19 protein-coding genes, 2 tRNA genes and 1 pseudogene are annotated in these 16,942 nt (G+C 35.9%); 3 read left to right on the top strand and 19 right to left on the bottom strand.

All coding sequences use genetic code 11. The features are described 5' to 3' along the window. Positions 1 to 4: 4 nt before the first annotated feature. From T498_RS0100325 to T498_RS0100275, 11 genes are all read right to left on the bottom strand, one after another. Complete coding sequence (locus tag T498_RS0100325) at positions 5 to 445, bottom strand: single-stranded DNA-binding protein (protein WP_028234189.1); 441 nt, start codon at positions 443 to 445, stop codon at positions 5 to 7. Between the two features lie 24 nt (positions 446 to 469). Continuing rightward, entirely contained in the window at positions 470 to 760 is a 291-nt protein-coding gene (gene rpsF / locus T498_RS0100320; protein ID WP_028234188.1) for a 30S ribosomal protein S6, read from the bottom strand. A gap of 159 nt (positions 761 to 919) precedes the next feature. Then, positions 920 to 1,687 (bottom strand): NAD-dependent protein deacylase, encoded by a 768-nt coding sequence (locus T498_RS0100315; protein WP_028234187.1) that lies wholly within the window; start codon positions 1,685 to 1,687, stop codon positions 920 to 922. A 36-nt stretch (positions 1,688 to 1,723) separates the two neighbouring features. Next, the gene (locus tag T498_RS0100310) at positions 1,724 to 2,182 is read right to left on the bottom strand and encodes a divergent PAP2 family protein (RefSeq protein WP_028234186.1); all 459 of its coding nucleotides are present in this window, start codon (positions 2,180 to 2,182) and stop codon (positions 1,724 to 1,726) included. Between the two features lie 9 nt (positions 2,183 to 2,191). Continuing rightward, a complete protein-coding gene (rsmI, locus tag T498_RS0100305; RefSeq protein ID WP_028234185.1) occupies positions 2,192 to 3,034 on the bottom strand; it encodes a 16S rRNA (cytidine(1402)-2'-O)-methyltransferase in 843 nt (280 codons plus the stop codon). Positions 3,035 to 3,049: 15 nt separating this feature from the next. Next, entirely contained in the window at positions 3,050 to 3,796 is a 747-nt protein-coding gene (locus T498_RS0100300) for a tRNA1(Val) (adenine(37)-N6)-methyltransferase (RefSeq protein WP_028234184.1), read from the bottom strand. Beyond that, positions 3,796 to 4,674 (bottom strand): PSP1 domain-containing protein, encoded by an 879-nt coding sequence (locus T498_RS0100295; protein WP_028234183.1) that lies wholly within the window; start codon positions 4,672 to 4,674, stop codon positions 3,796 to 3,798. Before T498_RS0100295 ends, T498_RS0100300 begins: the two co-directional genes overlap by 1 nt. Beyond that, positions 4,671 to 5,705 (bottom strand): DNA polymerase III subunit, encoded by a 1,035-nt coding sequence (locus T498_RS0100290; RefSeq protein WP_028234182.1) that lies wholly within the window; start codon positions 5,703 to 5,705, stop codon positions 4,671 to 4,673. Before T498_RS0100290 ends, T498_RS0100295 begins: the two co-directional genes overlap by 4 nt. Positions 5,706 to 5,725: 20 nt before the next feature. After that, positions 5,726 to 6,166 (bottom strand): YaaR family protein, encoded by a 441-nt coding sequence (locus T498_RS0100285; protein ID WP_028234181.1) that lies wholly within the window; start codon positions 6,164 to 6,166, stop codon positions 5,726 to 5,728. Position 6,167: 1 nt separating this feature from the next. Further along, positions 6,168 to 6,761 (bottom strand): guanylate kinase, encoded by a 594-nt coding sequence (locus T498_RS0100280; protein WP_028234180.1) that lies wholly within the window; start codon positions 6,759 to 6,761, stop codon positions 6,168 to 6,170. A gap of 46 nt (positions 6,762 to 6,807) precedes the next feature. Beyond that, positions 6,808 to 8,172: an aminotransferase class I/II-fold pyridoxal phosphate-dependent enzyme gene (locus T498_RS0100275; RefSeq protein WP_036977575.1), complete on the bottom strand. Its 1,365-nt coding sequence runs from the start codon at positions 8,170 to 8,172 to the stop codon at positions 6,808 to 6,810. A gap of 68 nt (positions 8,173 to 8,240) precedes the next feature. On the opposite strand from T498_RS0100275, the gene mobA reads away from it, so the two are divergent. Next, positions 8,241 to 8,858 (top strand): molybdenum cofactor guanylyltransferase, encoded by a 618-nt coding sequence (mobA, locus tag T498_RS0100270; RefSeq protein WP_028234178.1) that lies wholly within the window; start codon positions 8,241 to 8,243, stop codon positions 8,856 to 8,858. Between the two features lie 11 nt (positions 8,859 to 8,869). Here the strand turns inward: mobA and T498_RS0100265 are convergent, their stop codons facing one another. Together T498_RS0100265 and T498_RS0100260 are read right to left on the bottom strand one after the other, a co-directional pair. After that, entirely contained in the window at positions 8,870 to 9,724 is an 855-nt protein-coding gene (locus T498_RS0100265) for a hypothetical protein (RefSeq protein ID WP_028234177.1), read from the bottom strand. Continuing rightward, positions 9,721 to 10,353 (bottom strand): type IV toxin-antitoxin system AbiEi family antitoxin domain-containing protein, encoded by a 633-nt coding sequence (locus T498_RS0100260; protein ID WP_028234176.1) that lies wholly within the window; start codon positions 10,351 to 10,353, stop codon positions 9,721 to 9,723. The genes T498_RS0100265 and T498_RS0100260 overlap by 4 nt, the downstream gene beginning before the upstream one ends. A gap of 181 nt (positions 10,354 to 10,534) precedes the next feature. On the opposite strand from T498_RS0100260, the gene T498_RS0100255 reads away from it, so the two are divergent. Beyond that, entirely contained in the window at positions 10,535 to 11,047 is a 513-nt protein-coding gene (locus T498_RS0100255) for a hypothetical protein (RefSeq protein ID WP_028234175.1), read from the top strand. A gap of 129 nt (positions 11,048 to 11,176) precedes the next feature. Here T498_RS0100255 and T498_RS0100250 read toward each other — a convergent pair whose 3' ends face one another. Beyond that, positions 11,177 to 12,568, bottom strand: a complete 1,392-nt coding sequence (locus tag T498_RS0100250) for a D-alanyl-D-alanine carboxypeptidase family protein (RefSeq protein WP_081779633.1) — start codon at positions 12,566 to 12,568, stop codon at positions 11,177 to 11,179. 113 nt (positions 12,569 to 12,681) lie between these two features. On the opposite strand from T498_RS0100250, the gene trmB reads away from it, so the two are divergent. Further along, positions 12,682 to 13,326 carry a tRNA (guanosine(46)-N7)-methyltransferase TrmB gene (gene trmB, locus T498_RS0100245; RefSeq protein WP_028234173.1) on the top strand — a complete coding sequence of 215 codons (645 nt, stop codon included), beginning with the start codon at positions 12,682 to 12,684 and terminating at the stop codon, positions 13,324 to 13,326. Between the two features lie 90 nt (positions 13,327 to 13,416). On the opposite strand, the gene T498_RS0100240 is transcribed toward trmB, so the two are convergent. From T498_RS0100240 to T498_RS0100220, 5 genes and pseudogenes are all read right to left on the bottom strand, one after another. Next, positions 13,417 to 13,489, bottom strand: a tRNA-Lys gene (locus T498_RS0100240). A gap of 135 nt (positions 13,490 to 13,624) precedes the next feature. After that, positions 13,625 to 15,076, bottom strand: a complete 1,452-nt coding sequence (locus tag T498_RS16640; protein ID WP_028234172.1) for a hypothetical protein — start codon at positions 15,074 to 15,076, stop codon at positions 13,625 to 13,627. A 14-nt stretch (positions 15,077 to 15,090) separates the two neighbouring features. Next, a pseudogene (fliY, locus tag T498_RS0100230) lies at positions 15,091 to 15,708 on the bottom strand (flagellar motor switch phosphatase FliY); the annotation flags it as partial. A gap of 223 nt (positions 15,709 to 15,931) precedes the next feature. Further along, a tRNA-Arg gene (locus T498_RS0100225) sits at positions 15,932 to 16,003 on the bottom strand. 60 nt (positions 16,004 to 16,063) lie between these two features. Then, positions 16,064 to 16,936, bottom strand: coding sequence for a DUF3881 family protein (locus T498_RS0100220; RefSeq protein WP_028234170.1), 873 nt, complete (start codon positions 16,934 to 16,936; stop codon positions 16,064 to 16,066). Positions 16,937 to 16,942 lie beyond the last annotated feature (6 nt).

Below are 16,942 nucleotides of genomic sequence, written 5' to 3'. Positions count from 1 at the left end.
TGACTTAGTTAAACGGTAATTCCTCGTCAATTCCATCAGGGATATTCATGAAGCCGTCGCCTGCATCTGAGCTAGGTGTGAAACTTGAGCCACCGTCGAAGCTGTTGTTACCACCGCTCTGAGAATTCTTGCTCTCTGCGAACTCAACATTCTCGCAAACTACATCAGTAGTGTAAACCTTTTGTCCTTCCTTGTTTGTATAAGAGCCAGTCTGAATACGACCCTCTACAACGAACTTTGTGCCCTTACGAGCATACTTCTCAAGGAACTCACCTGTCTTGCCAAAAGCAACACAGTTAATAAAATCAGCTGTCTGCTCATCTCCCTCTCGCTTAAATCTACGATCAACAGCAAGTGAAAATCTTGCAACAGCGCTATTGTTTGCTCCACCGTAACGAACTTCTGGGTCTCTTGTGAGACGTCCCATAAGAATAACTTTATTCATAATTAATCTCCTTGTCTTATACTATTAAGCCTCGTCAGCTCTAACGCATAAGAAACGAAGAACGTTGTCCATGATGCGAACATTCTCTTCGATCTGTGCAGGAACGCCTGCCTCAGCATCGAAATGGATGAAGTAATAGAAACCTTCATTCATCTTCTGAATATCGTAAGCAAGTCTCTTCTTGCCCCAATCATCGACGTCTGTGATCTGGCCACCAAAGCGAGTGATGTACTCCTTTGCCTTTTCAACTGTGGCAGTTCTTGCATCGTCTTCGATCTTCGCATTAACAACGAGTGCTAATTCATACTTGTTCATGCTTTCTACCTCCTTTTGGTCTATTGGCCAAGCTACATTAATGTAACCTAGCAAGGATATAAATGTTTTATACCACGAATTAAGATGATAGCATGAAACTATGCGTTTTTCAAGGCTTAATTGATTTTTTCTTTTATTATTTTAAATTTGACGTCTAATCTATAATTCAATTCCTTGCAGCTTAGCCAATTCAGTGAATACTTCACCTATACGCTCATGAATAATAAGTGTATTTTCAGCTTTTCTTATTGCTAAATCACTTTGATTGATTATAACCAAATACTTTCCTTTGAAATAATTAATAAAGGATGCAGCAGGATACACGGTAAGGGAAGTTCCTCCTATTATCAGCATATCAGCTGAGGATAATGCATTTATTGCACCTTCTACCTGGTCCTCAGGCAAGCCCTCTTCATATAATGTGATATCTGCGCGCACTGTTCCACCACAGTAATCACACTTTGGAATGTCATCCTCGGAATCAAAAATATAATCAACAGGATAGCTTGTACCACAGTTCATGCAGTAGTTTCTGAGAGCACTTCCATGTATCTCATATACTTTCTTACTGCCTGCTTTTTGATGTAGACCATCTATGTTTTGGGTAACTACACCGATTAGCTTCCCTGTTTCTTCTAGCTTAGCTAGATATTTATGAGCATTGTTAGGCTCGATATTTCTAGTGTCCATCTTCTGTCGATGAAACTCAAAATATACCTTTGGCTCCCTAATCAGGCATGAATGGCTAAGCAAGTATTCTGGCTGATATTTATCAAACCTTACATCATGCTGATTGTACAAACCATCTTTGCTTCTGAAATCTGGTATGCCACTTTCCGTGGAAACCCCGGCACCGCCAAAGAATACAATTCTTGATGACTCATCAATCATCTCTTTTAATTTTTTAATGTCTTCGATATTTTCCAATACGCTTCCCCCTTTCTCTACTATATAAACCAATCATTAGAATGGCAAATGATATACAACTATAGCGCAGATAACTCCAATAATTATTCCTGCAATCAGCTCTGGTATTGTGTGACCAAGTTTTTCTTTGAACTTATTGATATCCAAAGGTTGCTTTCCTTGCTCCACACGCTCTTCGTTAAGATTATTAAGCGCTCTACCCTGACGCTGTGTCTCGTATCTAACGCCTCGCGCATCACAGATAACTATTATTCCAAGCACCAGTGCTACCACAAGTTCAAAGCTTCCAGTGCCAAATGTAGCTCCTGTTATAATAATCAATCCTGATACAGTAGCTGCATGAGCGCTTGGCATTCCGCAGCCAGCAACAAGTCTTTCCTTGCGAAATCCAGATTTTGTGGAATCAATTATAATCTTTATGATTTGAGCGATGAGCCACGCTGAAATTGGAGCAATAAATAATTTGTTAGTAAATAAATCTACGATATATTGCATTGTATCCCCCTAGTCTAGTAACGCGTTATAAATGTCACGCTTACTTACACCTCTATCTTTTGCAACTGCTTTCATTGCTTCTTTCTTATCCATCCCCTTGGATAAGTACATATCCATGTGCTCCTCTATGGTCATTTCATCAAAGGCTGCTCTCGCTTCCTCGATTACTTCCGCCTTAGATTTACCAGCAATTACTAAAACATATTCCCCGCGTGGTTCTTTAGTTTCGTATGCCTTTAATGCTTCACCGATTGTAGTCTTCTCTTTTTCTTCGTGCTTTTTGGTAAGCTCCCTACAAAGGGTGATTCCTCTATCTTCTCCAAGTACATCTCTAAGCTCCTTAAGTGTGCCGATTAAATGGTGTGGAGCTTCATAAATGATGATTGTTCTAGTTTCATTCTTTGTCTCTTCCAATACTCTTCGACGTTCTTTTTTATCTTTTGGTAAAAATGCCTCAAAAGCAAAACGTCTACAGGCCTGTCCGGACATTGTTACCGCAGTAATACATGCCGCAGGTCCTGGCACTGAAGTAACCTCTATGCCATTTTCATAGCACATTTTTACAAGCTCTTCACCTGGGTCAGATATTCCTGGCGTTCCTGCATCTGTAATAACTGCTATGTTTTTTCCTTCCTTTAATTTTTCAATTAAAGTGATTGCCTTGTCTACCTTATTGAACTCATGGTAGCTTGTCATTGGCGTATCTATCTCAAAATGATTTAAAAGCTTTATTGAATTTCTGGTATCCTCTGCTGCAATCAAATCCACTTCTTTAAGGATTCGGACTGCTCTAAAAGTCATGTCTTCCAGATTTCCAATTGGAGTAGCCACTAAATATACTGTTCCTGCCATATTTACCCTCTTAATCTATTGCATTATCATGCCATAAATATCGTATATTTCTTTTGTGTATTGTCCCGGAGCATCATAAACAATAAGTGGTGACTCAACAGTGAGCTGAGGCCCTCCGCCTCTAACTCCCTCGATAAGTACCATGTTTGGCTCCTTGTCTACATATGGATAGACTAGTCTCATTCGCTTTGGCTCAAGCTTATACTTTCGCATGCTTTCAAATATTTCCACTAGTCTAAAAGGTCTATGCACAAAATAGCATCTTCCCTTTGGCTTAAGTACTGCTGCTGTCTCGCGCATAACATCTTCAAGTGAGCATAGTAGCTCATGTCTGGCTATTGCCTTGGCATCATTTGGATTTTTTAATCCATGATGATTGGTCATATAAGGTGGGTTGCTAGTAACAACATCCATACATGCCTTGCCAAAAATCTTACTAGCCTCTTTGATATCACCCTCTATTATATCAATTCTATCCTGCAAATTATTAAATAATACCGAGCGCCTTGCCATATCCGCACTCTCTGTTTGGATTTCAAGGCCTGTATAATGCTCTCCCTTATTCTTTGCCTCTAAAAGAATCGGTAAAATTCCGGTGCCTGTTCCAAGATCCAATGCCTTTTCACCTTCGTTCACCTTTGCAAAGTCAGATAGCAAGACAGCATCCATGCCAAAACAAAATTTGTCAGGATGCTGAATTATTTTATATCCATTTATTTGAAGATCATCTACACGCTCACACTCAAGCACAAGATTTTCCATTAATTCTTGTCCTCCAAGTCGGCAAGCTCCTTTGCCTCTTCTTTTGAAACCTGTACTTTACGCTTTCTAGGCTTAAACTTAAGCTCGGTTGTTGGGTAATCCTTAACCTCTTTCAAATCTCCATCCTCGAAAAGTACTCTAACTGTCTGACGAAGTACATTGACAGACTGTACAATTCCTTTGATTCCTTCTGGAGTAGTAACTGTATCATTGATTCCTGGTAAACGGCTGTTAAGATACTCGTATGTCTCCTGCTCATTCTTCAAGCAGCACATAAGTCTTCCGCAAAGTCCTGAAATCTTTGTAGGGTTGAGGGAAAGATTTTGCTCCTTTGCCATCTTGATAGAAACAGGAACGAAATCTCCAAGCCAGCTCTTACAGCAAAGTTCTCTTCCGCAGATACCAATTCCTCCCATGAGTTTAGTCTCATCACGAACTCCGATTTGACGAAGCTCGATACGAGTATGGAATACTGCTGCAAGATCCTTTACAAGCTCTCTAAAATCAATACGTCCATCTGCTGTAAAATAGAAAATAAGCTTATTGTTATCAAAAGTGTATTCTGCGCCAACAAGCTTCATCTCCAGCTCACGCTTTGCGATTTTTTCTTCGCAAATCTTCATGGCCTCTTTTTCTTTTTCAAGATTCTTTTCAGCCTTCTTTACATCCTCTTCTGTAGCCTTACGAATGATTTTCTTGATAGGTCCTGGAACCTCATCATCTGAAATCACCTTATCAACTAACAATACTGTTCCGATTTCAACACCACGAACAGTCTCAACAATAACCTGATCCTCACGCTTGAAATCTACGTTATTTGGATCAAAATAATATACCTTTCCGCCTCCTCTGAAGCGTACTCCTATAACCTTTATCATCTAGTGTTCTCCTTAATCGCATTTATAAGAAGCATAATTGTCAACTCGAAATTGACATTAGCATTAAGTCTGGCTCTAGTTTCTGAGATTGCTTTCACTATCTCATTTAAGCCGTAGTAAGAGCAGTCATTTGCCTGCTCATGTATATCAAAGATATCTTCCTTGAAAAGCAAGAGATTATCGTCTGATGTCGCTTTATATAATAGCACATCTTTAAACCAAAGGGTGATTAAATCTAGCATTTGGTCCATAAATCCCTCAAATTTCTCAGGGTTATCATTCTTTTTATCTGCATCATTTTCTTCTTTTATGGATTTAACCTCGTCAGCAATCTGCAGCTCTTCCATTTTCCCCGCTTTTTTACACAAAGCGATAACTCGATTCTTAACATCATTAAAGTTTGAATCAGTTACAAGGGCTATGGCTTTTCCCACGTTTCCTTGAGCAAATGATGCCACCATGTTTGCCTGATAATCAACTGTTTCATACTTAGTTCTAAGAATTCTAACTATGCTTTCAGTATCTACGGATTTCATTTGGATTAGAACACACCTAGACAGAATTGTCTGAAGGAATGCATTATGATTTGCAGTGAGTAGAATGATAATTGCATATTCTGGCGGCTCTTCGATTGTTTTTAAGATAGCATTCTGAGCCTGTTGATTCATGCGCTCTGCTTCATCCACAATATAGATTTTGTATTTATTGCTATAGGGCTTTATATCAACATCATTTACGATTTTCTCACGTACTACATCAACGCTGATATTAGCCTTCCCCTCTTCTCTAGTTACGTAGATTATATCAGGATTGTTTCTGGATAATGACTGCTTACAGCAATGGCACTGGCCACATGCATCATCAGTTGGATTCTCACACTGAAGCATTGCGGCAAAAGCCTCTGCTAACATCATCTTGCCTGAGCCTTTTTCTCCGCTGAATATATAGGCATGACTATGATTTCCTGTTGTAACGGCACTTCTAAGAAGGTTCTTAGCCTCCTCCTGACCTATAATATCTGCAAAGCTCATCTAACAAAATTCTCCTAATTCTAGGTGATGATATCTAGAAGCAGACCTCTGATTTCATCTACCTTGTTTAATATTGCAATGTGGTCCTTTTCATCTTGGACAAGTGCTGTGGCAAGCTCATCCATCTGCTCGTCCACAAGCTTAATCATACCATATACTCTATGGCGACCACGTCTATCTAAGAAGTTTTCTCTTGAAAACTTATGACTTCGATTAACTACTTCATTTAGAAAGTCCTTTACCAATCCACGATATCGCTTCATGTCTCTAATATCCATGTGCTCAGACAAAAGCTTGCCCTGAGTGGTAATGTCATTTAAAAGATTAGTGAGTTTTTCCTGCAATTCTGCATCATCCACCGCTGCTGCAAGGGTAAACTTAAAAGTATCATCTACTGGCGCAGTTGTCTTTGGAGCTTCTGCAGGCTGGACTTGACTTACATCACTAACTCGAATATCCATACTATCCCCTTCTTTGCTTAATAAATGCAGCTATCTTCTCACAAGTTTCGTTACTATCTTCATCATTGTTGAATACATTTTCTATCTGTGCAGCTTTGATTTTTTCTTCTGAAAAATCCTGCTGATCTGCTAGAAAACGTCTACACATTTCTTCATATTTTGGTTGCTTCTGGCTCTTTTCTCGCTCAAGGGCTCTGGTAAGGCGAATGCCATCATCTACCTCTATATATATCGGCAAAACTTTTTTACTGCCGTAGTAATCTCTGATTTTAACAAAGCTTTCTACTGTTCCAATGACAATGTAATCGTTCTTTGATAAATCAATCTTTTCATCATCCACTGTAAAATAAAACCATGGACCATGAACTGTATCATACTTACGAATCTCTATTACTTTACCAGATTCTAATAATCTATCCTTTTCTTCAAGGTCTACAAAATTGTATTCATCACCTGGCTTTTCGTTACTTCGTATTGGCCTTGTTGTGTATGAAATAATCCTGTTTAGATTTAAATCCTCCCTATTTAGCAAAAGCTTAAATATTGTGTCTTTTCCAGATGAGCTTTTGCCCATTATGCAAAAAATACTTCCCATACTATCCTCTTACAATTTTATTATCTAAAGTATAATTCACGCCGTGCTAATTGACAACGCAGATTCGTCCATTATTTAGACCGGTTACGTGTATACCTTTTTCAAGTGCATCATTAATTACATCAATTGCCTGATTCGTTACCTCTTCTCCTGGAACCACTATTGGTGCACCAGGTGGATATAAACAAATCATTGTTGTGCTTATTTTTCCTTCAGCTTCCGATAAATCTATCTCTTTAAATGGCTCTGTTTTGGCCTGCCATAACTCCATTTTTTTGCTAGGATTTATAGTCTTGGCAACTGGAACTTTTATTTCACCTTTTTGTAACGATTTATCAATTTCCTCTAAAGCAATCTTTAATCGATTAAAACCTTCTTTTGTATCCATGATACTTGTCATTGCAAGCACATAAGAAAAACTTGATAGTTCCGTTTCGATTTTGTATTTTTCTCTTAGGATTCTAGCCAGCTCTATTCCCGTAATGCTTGTGTGTTTTGTAGATATTACAAGCTTTCCCATATCCTTTTTTTGATAGGATTCATTGAGCACTCGTAGATTTCTAAGCTGTCCACTAAAGCTATAAAATTTCTTTAAGTTATCCACATATTTTCTGAATAAATCCTCACTATTTTCAAGGATATCTAGACATTCACTAATAGAATTCATCAAAACGTAGCTTGGTGAACTGGTTTCGAATATGTCTAATGCTTCTCGAATTCTAGTAATGTTGACTTTGTCAGATGAAACAAGCATTGCCGCAGTTTGTGTAAGACATGGTAATGTTTTGTGCAAACTTGTTATTGTAATATCTGCATATCTAGATGTTTGGTTTGGAAACCACTGGTTAAATCCTAAATGAGCTCCATGGGCTTCATCTACTATTAATATGATTTTATTCTTGTGGCAGTATTCACTTATCTTTTCTATTTCACAAAAATAGCCTTCGTAGGTTGGTGAAGTGATCAATACGGCTTTTGGCATTTCGCCTTCTCTTTCTACTGCATCTTTTATATCTTTTAAAGAAGAAGCTTCATATATTCCATTTTCATCAACCTTTGAATATATATATCCTACTCTCAAGTGCCTAAGGGTTGCCCCGTTATATACACTCTTGTGAGAATTTCGCCCTATTAATATCAAATCATTTTCATTTAAAGTCCCATATATGGCAGATAGATTACCAACCGTGGAACCACCTACCAGCATAAATGCTTTATTTACTTTATAAAGCTTGGCTAATCGGTTTTGTTCATCTGCTATGACACCATCAGGATCATGCAAATCATCAACCCCCTCCACTTCTGTCATATCTATTTTGTAGCAACCATCTAACATTCGCTTATGGCCTGGCATGTGAAAGGAATACATTTCACTCTTTGAATATTCTTTTAATGTTTCGTGTAAACTCATATTTCTAACTTTTATTTTTTATTAAGAATCAATATAATGTATTTATTATTTATTACTTGGAGGCAGACATGAACAGAACTCTCGTTATCCTATGTGGCGGTGACAGCTCACGCATGGGTACCAAGAAAGCTCTTTTACCTTTTGAAGATAAGACAATGGTTGAATATATCTATGATAAATTCAAACCTTTTTTCGATAAGATATATCTTTCAGTAAATGAACGTGGCGATTTGACTCACCTTAATCTTGATGCACAAGAGATACCTGATATTTCAAGAAACGCTGGCCCATTTGGTGCGATTCTTTCTTGCCTTACTATGATTTCTGGTGACAGAGCATTTTTTATGTCTGTTGATACACCTTTTATGGATCCTCGTACTGCTGTTTTACTTTACGAGCATTCCACTGATTACGACATTACCACTTTTAATTTTAATGAAGCCTGCTCCGATACTATTTGCGGTGTTTACAATAAAAATTGCATCGGTACTCTTTTTAAGGGTATGTTCTTTAAAAAAGTTTCAAATAGTTTTCTTCAGGAAAAATGCCGCACCAATCTGATTGAAACAAATGAAATCGATAATATTTCTACTATTTCAATGGAGCAGCAGTTTTACAAGGTTAATGATAGAAGCTCATACTACTATGCTGTATTCTCTATCCTTAAACACAACTTCATCTGCTAATTAATAACATGCTAGTCTAGGAAGCGTTTTAACTGTGGCATCCAATCTCCAAGGAACACCATATTCTTTTCCATCGCTTCCCAGATTGGTCTTAGAAAGTTAACAAGACATTTATTTACGTCTAACCATTCCGGTTCAGACTTCTTTTTTTGTCGTAATTCGACTTTCCACTTTCTTTTCATGTATGTATAGTTGCCATATTCTGCCAACATATCCATTCTGGTATTATCTATCACAATCCCTTTTTGCTTTAATAAATCCTGTAATCTATCTTTTACTTTTCTACCATTTACAGGATTGGATGTAAGAATATCATACACTGTATAGTAATGGTCCATATCATTTATAAGTTCGAGTTTTTCAATTATCTCAAACAAATGCTTTGATAATTCTTCTTCTTTCGGATTTGTCAGCACATCTACTGTTCTATTTTCATAAGCGACCAGTTTTAATGTGATTTTTTCTGGCTCATTGCTGGCCTGATGTCGTTTGAAATAGAGATGAAGTGGAATATACATCTCATCCACTGTCACCTTTAAAGTGATTCCATTTTCACCAACTGATCCTTCTACTGCAAAGCCTTCTTTTGCTGCCTTAGAGATTATCTCTTTTAAAATATCTCTCATATAAAGAATCGCCATTTTGTCATCTAGCTGACGAACGTACTCGTAATAAATATTTGTAATGCAAAGGTCCTTGTAAACCTCTGTATCAAACTCGTTATAATTACACAAATACAATTCATTACAGTAATTACCATCCGCAAGCAATTCGATAATGATTTCTCCAACAGCTGCTGCAAGTAGATTTTTAAATGGAATATTTAGTTTTTCTGCTTTTTCTTTTATTCCATATCTATTTATCATAACCACACGCCTACCATTGTTTGAACTTTCTTAAGCACTTTTCTTTCTTTAGCATATTCCATAAGCTTTGCCACATCTTTATTATCATCCATTATGTATGCCCAAACGCCTTGCTTAAATAGCTCGCGATCAATTTTTTCCTGATACTTAAGCACATCACAAATTAATCTCTCTTTTGTGTAGATTTTCATTTTGCCACCTGCAAAATCTACTTCTTTAACACCAAGCTCCAACACTTCTGGCTCAGTATAATATGGCTCTACTATTGGATAATCAATATGAAATCTGGATTTTGATGTATTCTTATTGATGGCAATGCTCCATTTATATGGCCTATCTTTTAAATATCCATATACCCATAAAGCTGATTCGATTGTAAGAATTCCATCTTCGCCAAATAACTTATATATCCATTCTTCTTCAGAACACTCAAAATACTTCGTAGTATAATAACCACTTTTAACTCTAATCAAATAACCTTCTTCAACAAATTTTAAAACTCTCCTGTAATCAACACCGAGAGCTTCTATATCACTTGTCTTGATTAATCCACCATTTTGCTCAACTAAATCGTTTATTTGTTCTAGTTGATATTGCTTCTTCTCATCTCTTGAAAATAAGTTTTCCATTTTTTCCACTCCTGTAATCAATACGAGGTTATTTTCTTCATTATCCCATTATAATGGCCTGCTGTCAAATAATTGTCAGATTATTTGATTTTAGATAGATAGACACTTTATGTCTTCAATATAAAATATAAATGTCTTATAATATTATTAGTACTATTATTTTTGTCTTTGGGAGGTAATTATGTCTGAAGAAACAATGGGTCTTAGAAAAAATCCTTCTCGTAAAGAATGCGAAAAGGTAATCAAGAAGATACTTATGACTGAAGTATTGGAACGTGGCACTAACGAACACTTTAAGAGTGCTTCCGATTTTATGAAATACTTCCAGTCTCTTTATCCAGCTAGCGATAGTTTGACTAAGCAGGTTCAGCGTGCAGTTAAAAATCTTCAAATGCCAAAAGATGATCGTGGGTATTTCATCATCAACAAAACTGAAGCTCAGCTTAATCAAGATAAGGAAATTGCTTTCCTAATGCAAAAATGCAATTCCAAGCTCATGCCATTTGAAGAATACCAGACTGTTTTTCTTAAAACCGAAGGTAAATACAAAGATTATTTATATCAGCTTCTATCTGAATCAGAGACCTTTGCAGATAAAGTAATTACTATTGTAAACTCTTCTAATGGCCTTATATTGTTTACTAATAATAAACAACAGCTAGAAATTATGATAAATAGTCTGATAAATAGATAATTTGCTCCTTGTTTTAATAATATTATTTCAAAGTCTACAGAATATAAAAACGACAATCTATCAAAAATAGATTGTCGTTTATTTTTTATTTATGTCCTATTTTTTTTAAAATTACGACAGATTATGTCTTTATCTTCTTCTTTTTCTCTTTCTGCCGTTATCTCTTATTATAACCATACCTTTTTTTTCACGTTTAGCATGCTTACTTTCGAATCTATGCTTAACTAATAATATCTTACTTGATTTACTTCTGATAAATAGCACTACCCATACTAAAACTCCAATTATGACTATTATCAAAGCTATTCTAGGATAATCAACCTGAATGTATTGCTTTCCGCTTCCACCCTTTTCTACTGGAAGATTATCAAATGGATAGCTACCAGTTTCTGCGCTTGTAAATACCAGATTAGCACTTCCAACGCTTCTATCTGCATAAGTATATCTTAATTGGCCAATTACTGATTTATCATTTGCATCACTATAAGGTACAACCTCTGCTACAACATCTAAAACACTTGCTGTCTTTGGAATTACTATTAATCCATTTTCATCTACTTTAATCAATTCACTATTTTCGCTAAGTATTCCAGTAACATTCGTATCATCTTCTGAAATCGATGCGAAATCTGATACAGGATATGTATTAAAGTTATCGAAACAGTATTCAAACAGATTTGTTGTATCTGTGTACTCATCACTTGTTGTATCTTTCATTACAACACAAATGAGTGTCATTCCGTCTTTTTTAGCATAAGTAACAAGTGTTGCACCTGCTACTACTGTATAACCTGTCTTACCACCTAAACAATAATCATAAAGATATTTGTTAGTTTTATAGTAATGCAACATCTGATGATGGTTATTAAGTGGTGTTGGATCAGGATGCTTATTTGTTGGTGGAATTGTGTAGTTCTTTGTTCCTGCTATCTCTGCAAATTTTGGAATGGCATAAGCTGCTCTAGCAATCAATGCCATATCATGTGCAGTAGTGTAATGTTCATCATCAGGAAGACCATTCGTATTATTAAAATGTGTATTGGTACAACCAAGCTCTTTAGCTTTTTCATTCATCATATCAACAAATGAAGGAATATCTCCTGCCACATGCTCACCCAAAGCATAAGCACATTCATTTGCCGACTCGAGCATCATTCCGTACAATGTCTGCTCTACAGTCATTTCTTCGTTAACATCTCTGGCGATACTTGATGAACCAAGCTCCGTTCCATAAACTGCATCTGCTGAAAATGTGACTGTTTCATCTAAATCACAGTTTTCCAAAACAATTAGCGCAGTCATTATCTTTGTAATACTTGCAGGGAAATGAACTTCATCCATATTCTTAGAATACAGTATCGTTCCTGTTTCCTGTTCCATTACTATGGCTGATTCTGCAACTACATCTACACCACTCGGCCAGTAGTCTTCAGCCTCAACCGTTTTTGAATTTATTACAAGTAAACTATTTACTAGGCATGTCAATGCCAGCACTTTTGTTATTATCTTATTAATCTTCATATCCCACTTCCTTTACACTTTTTCTAGTATACAGTCTCCAATCTACTACTTGCAATACTAATATTCTAAATTTTATGTTATAATCAGCTTTGATTTTATTCTTGGAGGTAATTATGAGATTAAGAAATATACCTGGAGCTGACGAAGTTGTTGCAAACAGCCCATATTGCATAAATGAACCTATAAAGCTTAAAGGAAAATATAAATCAGAACTTTTTCATAACGACAATCCTATCTACATTGAAATAGGAATGGGCAAGGGCCAGTTTATTACGACTCTTGCAAAACAAAATCCTAATATTAATTATATTGGTATTGAAAGATACACAAGCGTTCTTTTAAGAGCTGTTCAAAAGGTTCAAGAAGAAGAGATTCCTAATCTTCGTTTTATTTGTTTTGACGCAGCTGATATACTTGATATTTTTGCTTGCAGAGAAATTGATAGAATCTATCTTAATTTTAGTGATCCATGGCCAAAGGACAGACATTCAAAGAGACGCCTTACTTCATCCACTTTCTTAAATAGATATAATTCTATTTTAGCTTCAGATGGTCATATTGAATTTAAGACTGATAACAGAGCTTTATTTGATTTTTCTGTTGAAGAAATTAACAATCATCCTTTATGGAAAATAGATGCTCTTACATATGACCTTCATAATGATTCCGTAATGAATGAAGGTAATGTAATGACTGAATACGAAGAAAAGTTTTCTAGCATAGGTAATCCTATTTGTAAGCTTATTGCTAGTAGATAAATAAAAACCCATTTGTTTGATGATAGCAAATGGGTTTTTATTTATAGTTTCTATATACAAAAAAACCGCCGAGAACTTCTCGACGGTAAGTGCGCGATCAGGGGTTCGAACCCTGGACACCCTGATTAAGAGTCAGGTGCTCTGCCAGCTGAGCTAATCGCGCATATTAAATTATTGCCTCAGCAACGAAAATAATTATATAACCTTATTAGATATTTTGCAAGTCTTTTTTTTATTTTTTTAATAATTAGAAAGATTTTTATAAAATTACCTGCCCCTAATCGAGGCAGGTAGGATTTTAAATATTTGCAAATAGCTTTTCTATTTCTTCAGGACTCATTACTCTGTTAGGATCTGTTAAGTCCACTCCAACATCTGGAATTACTATAGAATCATCCTTTTCTTCTTCAGGTTGTTCTGGGACTGGCTCTGGTTCAGGCTCTGGTTCTTCTACTGTTTCTCCTATCTCATCAAGCAATGTATCTAGAGATGCGCCTGGATCTGCTAAAGCTGGCTCGCTAGCTTCAGGAGCAACCTCTACTGTTTCTTCTACTACAGGTTCCTCAGCTACTGGCTCGCTAGGTGCTTCTTCTACAACAGGCTCTTCAATAACTGGTTCTGCTGGAACCTCTTCCACAGGACTCTCTTCTATTGTGGCCTCCTCTATTGGAGCCTCTTCAACTTGCGTTTCTTCTACAGGTATTTCTTCTACAGCTTCTATTTGAATATCTTCGACTGCTATTTCTTCAACTGGCTCCTGCACAGCTTCTTCAGCCACAGATTCTTCTAGTGAAATTTCTTCTGCAATTGGTTCTTCTAGTGATGCATCTCCACTATCAGACTCTTCTATCATTGAATCTAAATCTAATCCAACTTCATCTTCCGCTGCTGGTTCTTCTATTGCTATATCTAAATCTAATCCTAAATCTTCAACAGGAGCTTCTTCTACTGCTGCTTCAAATTCAGGTTCTGGTTCCATCTCTGGAACTGGCTCAGATATTTCTTCTTGTATTACTTCTTCTATTGTTGGCTCAGGAATTATTTCAGGTGTTGGTTCTAATACAGCTTCAGGCATTGGCATTGTAGGCTGTGGTGTAACTGGTGGCACCTGCATCTGCATAGGCTGTGATGCCATAACAGGAATTCCATTTTGTATCTTTCCTTCAATACTTGAAATTTGAGTTGTAAGTGCAGCTATCTTTTGCTGTAAATCAAGATTCGATTCTTTTAATAATGATTGCTGCTTCTCTATAATTTGAGAATTGTTGCTATCTAATTTTTCTTGAATATTAAATAGCTGATTTATCAACTCATCATTTGAGTTCATCAATGCATCTGTATTTTCTTTACTTCTAGAGATTGTTACCTTTGCCACAGCTTTTTGGGCATTGATAATATCTTCTGCTGGCAGAGAACTGTTTTCTTCGATTGCACGGAGTCTTTGCTCCATCTCATCAAAACTTTTCTTAATTACGAGATAAGACGCCTTTTGTGCATTATATATTTCCTCGTATTTTTCTTGCTCCATATCCTTTTGCTTCAAGGACATATCCATTAATGCACTGATAAGGAAAAATAGTGCAAAAATCATCAAAAGAATTCCAGCTGCCATTGCTATAAAATTACTTTTGTAGTTAATCATGACATAGAATTCCATGACTACCAACACAGAAAGTGCAATGCTAGCTAGAATAACTTGAACTTTGTCTTTGGCTATTTCTCTTTGAATTTTCTTAGCGTTCTCGTCCATTGTGCCCCCTACTATTATTTTCTTTCAAATAGAGATACCATATCCTGTGCAAAAGTAATAGGATACAGTTGAACCATAACTGAATCTACTACTGTACCAATTTTTAAATTAAATGTTATCTTTACAAAATCTATTTCTGGTGATTCAAATAACCTCTCAAATATCTTTACACTTTCTACATCAATGTTATCTGTCTTTGGTGGTGAAATATCTACTACTCTATCAAGTAACTGTGACATTGATGACGCAGCACTGCCCATCATTTGATTCATAGCTTCAGATACTGCTGACAACTGTAACTCCCCTATTTCGTCGGGGCCAGCTACACCTGGACCTCCCATCATCAAATCAGCAATAATCTTTACATCATCTTCTTTTAATATTAAAACATTACTTCCTGTTAAACCCTTTACATAATTAATATGTACAAGTACACACACATTATGATAATCGTCCAGAGATTCACTCTTTCTAATTAATTCAATTTTAGGTGTTGTAATATCAACTTTTAAATTATTTAAAAGAGCACTAAGAGAAGTTGCAGATGAACCCATGCTGATATTTGCGATTTCTCCTAATGTATCCTGCTGCTCTTTAGTAAGTGTTAATTCCGCCATAGCCTTTTCCTCCTTTGATTGCTTTCTCCCTTTTTGAAATAACCTAAAGAAGTGCTTGTTACATTCTAATCATTGTCAAATAACTATTAATTAGATTATACAATATTTGCAATTTTTAGACTACTTATCACATTAATTTATTGTAACCTAATATTGCGAAATATCTGTGGACAAAATGTAATTTTTCGAGGTAAAAAAATAGAGCCGACCTAAATCGACTCTAATAATTCATTATTAATGTTCCCTGGGGGAATCGAACCCTCAACTAGTGCTTAGGAGGCGCTTGTTATATCCATTTAACTAAGGGAACATAAGCAACTATTTGATTGTAATCTAATGAATAGAAAAAATCAAGAATAGTGCCATTATATTAATCAAATTCTACAGTTCCCTGTAACCAAATTGTTCCTTTAAAACGTCTACCTACAATTGGTTCACCCAGCAAATTCTTTTTATTGATACAAACCTCTAATACGACATCATTACTTTCAACAACTAATAAATACATTTCTTCCATCGTAAGATGATTCACAACAGATTTTACATCTAGTATGTCACCCATGATTTCGTATTTATCATTTTCAATACCGTAAGGCATGAAAAAGCTTGTTACAACACTTAAAATATCTTCTCTCGCAACGCGTCTTGAAATTCGCTGATAAAGATCAATCTCATCCATTGTAAGACTCTCAAGAGCTTCTTCATTACCTTCTCTAGCCTGTTCAACTAAATCAATTCTTTTTTTATTATTCATTTTTTCCTTTATACGACTTTTTTCATCATCGTACAAAGGAAGAATAATTTTGCCTTCAACAGAAAGAGCCGCTAATCTAATAACTTTTGCGTTACCCTTTTTTACTGTTATATTCTTACGTAAGTACTCTCCCATGTTTTGCAATTGGAAGATAAGATTCACACCAAGTCTAATTTCATCAACCATAACCTGGTAGTTTTCTTTATCTGATTGTTTTATCACATCTACATCATTTGTAATTGAAATAGATTCTGCAAAAAATGTTGGATAATAATAATCTAAAATAAATTCATCATTATAATTGTATATGCCTCGAAGAACCATACCAACATTGTCGGCCACCATATATCTAAGCTCAACAAATTGATTTCCTTCTAAATCTATTGCAGATTCCTGATAGTCAGGTCTCAATATAATCTCTTGAAGGAGACTTTCCATTTCTTCTTTATTTATTTTACTAAAACCTATTGCCGGTAAAAATTTATGCATTACATA

Source organism: Pseudobutyrivibrio sp. MD2005 (genome assembly GCF_000621865.1).
Lineage (GTDB): Bacteria > Bacillota > Clostridia > Lachnospirales > Lachnospiraceae > Pseudobutyrivibrio.
The sequence above is the reverse complement of the archived record's forward strand: the minus strand, read 5'-3'. Positions and strand labels throughout refer to the sequence as shown.

Excerpts from the sequence above, each read along its gene's own strand:
- T498_RS0100325 (WP_028234189.1), bottom strand. The coding sequence starts at position 445 with ATGAATAAAGTTATTCTTATGGGACGTCTCACAAGAGACCCAGAAGTT.
- rpsF (WP_028234188.1), bottom strand. The coding sequence starts at position 760 with ATGAACAAGTATGAATTAGCACTCGTTGTTAATGCGAAGATCGAAGAC.
- T498_RS0100310 (WP_028234186.1), bottom strand. The coding sequence starts at position 2,182 with ATGCAATATATCGTAGATTTATTTACTAACAAATTATTTATTGCTCCA.
- rsmI (WP_028234185.1), bottom strand. The coding sequence starts at position 3,034 with ATGGCAGGAACAGTATATTTAGTGGCTACTCCAATTGGAAATCTGGAA.
- T498_RS0100300 (WP_028234184.1), bottom strand. The coding sequence starts at position 3,796 with ATGGAAAATCTTGTGCTTGAGTGTGAGCGTGTAGATGATCTTCAAATA.
- T498_RS0100295 (WP_028234183.1), bottom strand. The coding sequence starts at position 4,674 with ATGATAAAGGTTATAGGAGTACGCTTCAGAGGAGGCGGAAAGGTATAT.
- T498_RS0100290 (WP_028234182.1), bottom strand. The coding sequence starts at position 5,705 with ATGAGCTTTGCAGATATTATAGGTCAGGAGGAGGCTAAGAACCTTCTT.
- T498_RS0100285 (WP_028234181.1), bottom strand. The coding sequence starts at position 6,166 with ATGGATATTCGAGTTAGTGATGTAAGTCAAGTCCAGCCTGCAGAAGCT.
- T498_RS0100280 (WP_028234180.1), bottom strand. The coding sequence starts at position 6,761 with ATGGGAAGTATTTTTTGCATAATGGGCAAAAGCTCATCTGGAAAAGAC.
- T498_RS0100275 (WP_036977575.1), bottom strand. The coding sequence starts at position 8,172 with ATGAGTTTACACGAAACATTAAAAGAATATTCAAAGAGTGAAATGTAT.
- mobA (WP_028234178.1), top strand. The coding sequence starts at position 8,241 with ATGAACAGAACTCTCGTTATCCTATGTGGCGGTGACAGCTCACGCATG.
- T498_RS0100265 (WP_028234177.1), bottom strand. The coding sequence starts at position 9,724 with ATGATAAATAGATATGGAATAAAAGAAAAAGCAGAAAAACTAAATATT.
- T498_RS0100260 (WP_028234176.1), bottom strand. The coding sequence starts at position 10,353 with ATGGAAAACTTATTTTCAAGAGATGAGAAGAAGCAATATCAACTAGAA.
- T498_RS0100255 (WP_028234175.1), top strand. The coding sequence starts at position 10,535 with ATGTCTGAAGAAACAATGGGTCTTAGAAAAAATCCTTCTCGTAAAGAA.
- T498_RS0100250 (WP_081779633.1), bottom strand. The coding sequence starts at position 12,568 with ATGAAGATTAATAAGATAATAACAAAAGTGCTGGCATTGACATGCCTA.
- trmB (WP_028234173.1), top strand. The coding sequence starts at position 12,682 with ATGAGATTAAGAAATATACCTGGAGCTGACGAAGTTGTTGCAAACAGC.
- T498_RS16640 (WP_028234172.1), bottom strand. The coding sequence starts at position 15,076 with ATGGACGAGAACGCTAAGAAAATTCAAAGAGAAATAGCCAAAGACAAA.
- T498_RS0100220 (WP_028234170.1), bottom strand. The coding sequence starts at position 16,936 with ATGCATAAATTTTTACCGGCAATAGGTTTTAGTAAAATAAATAAAGAA.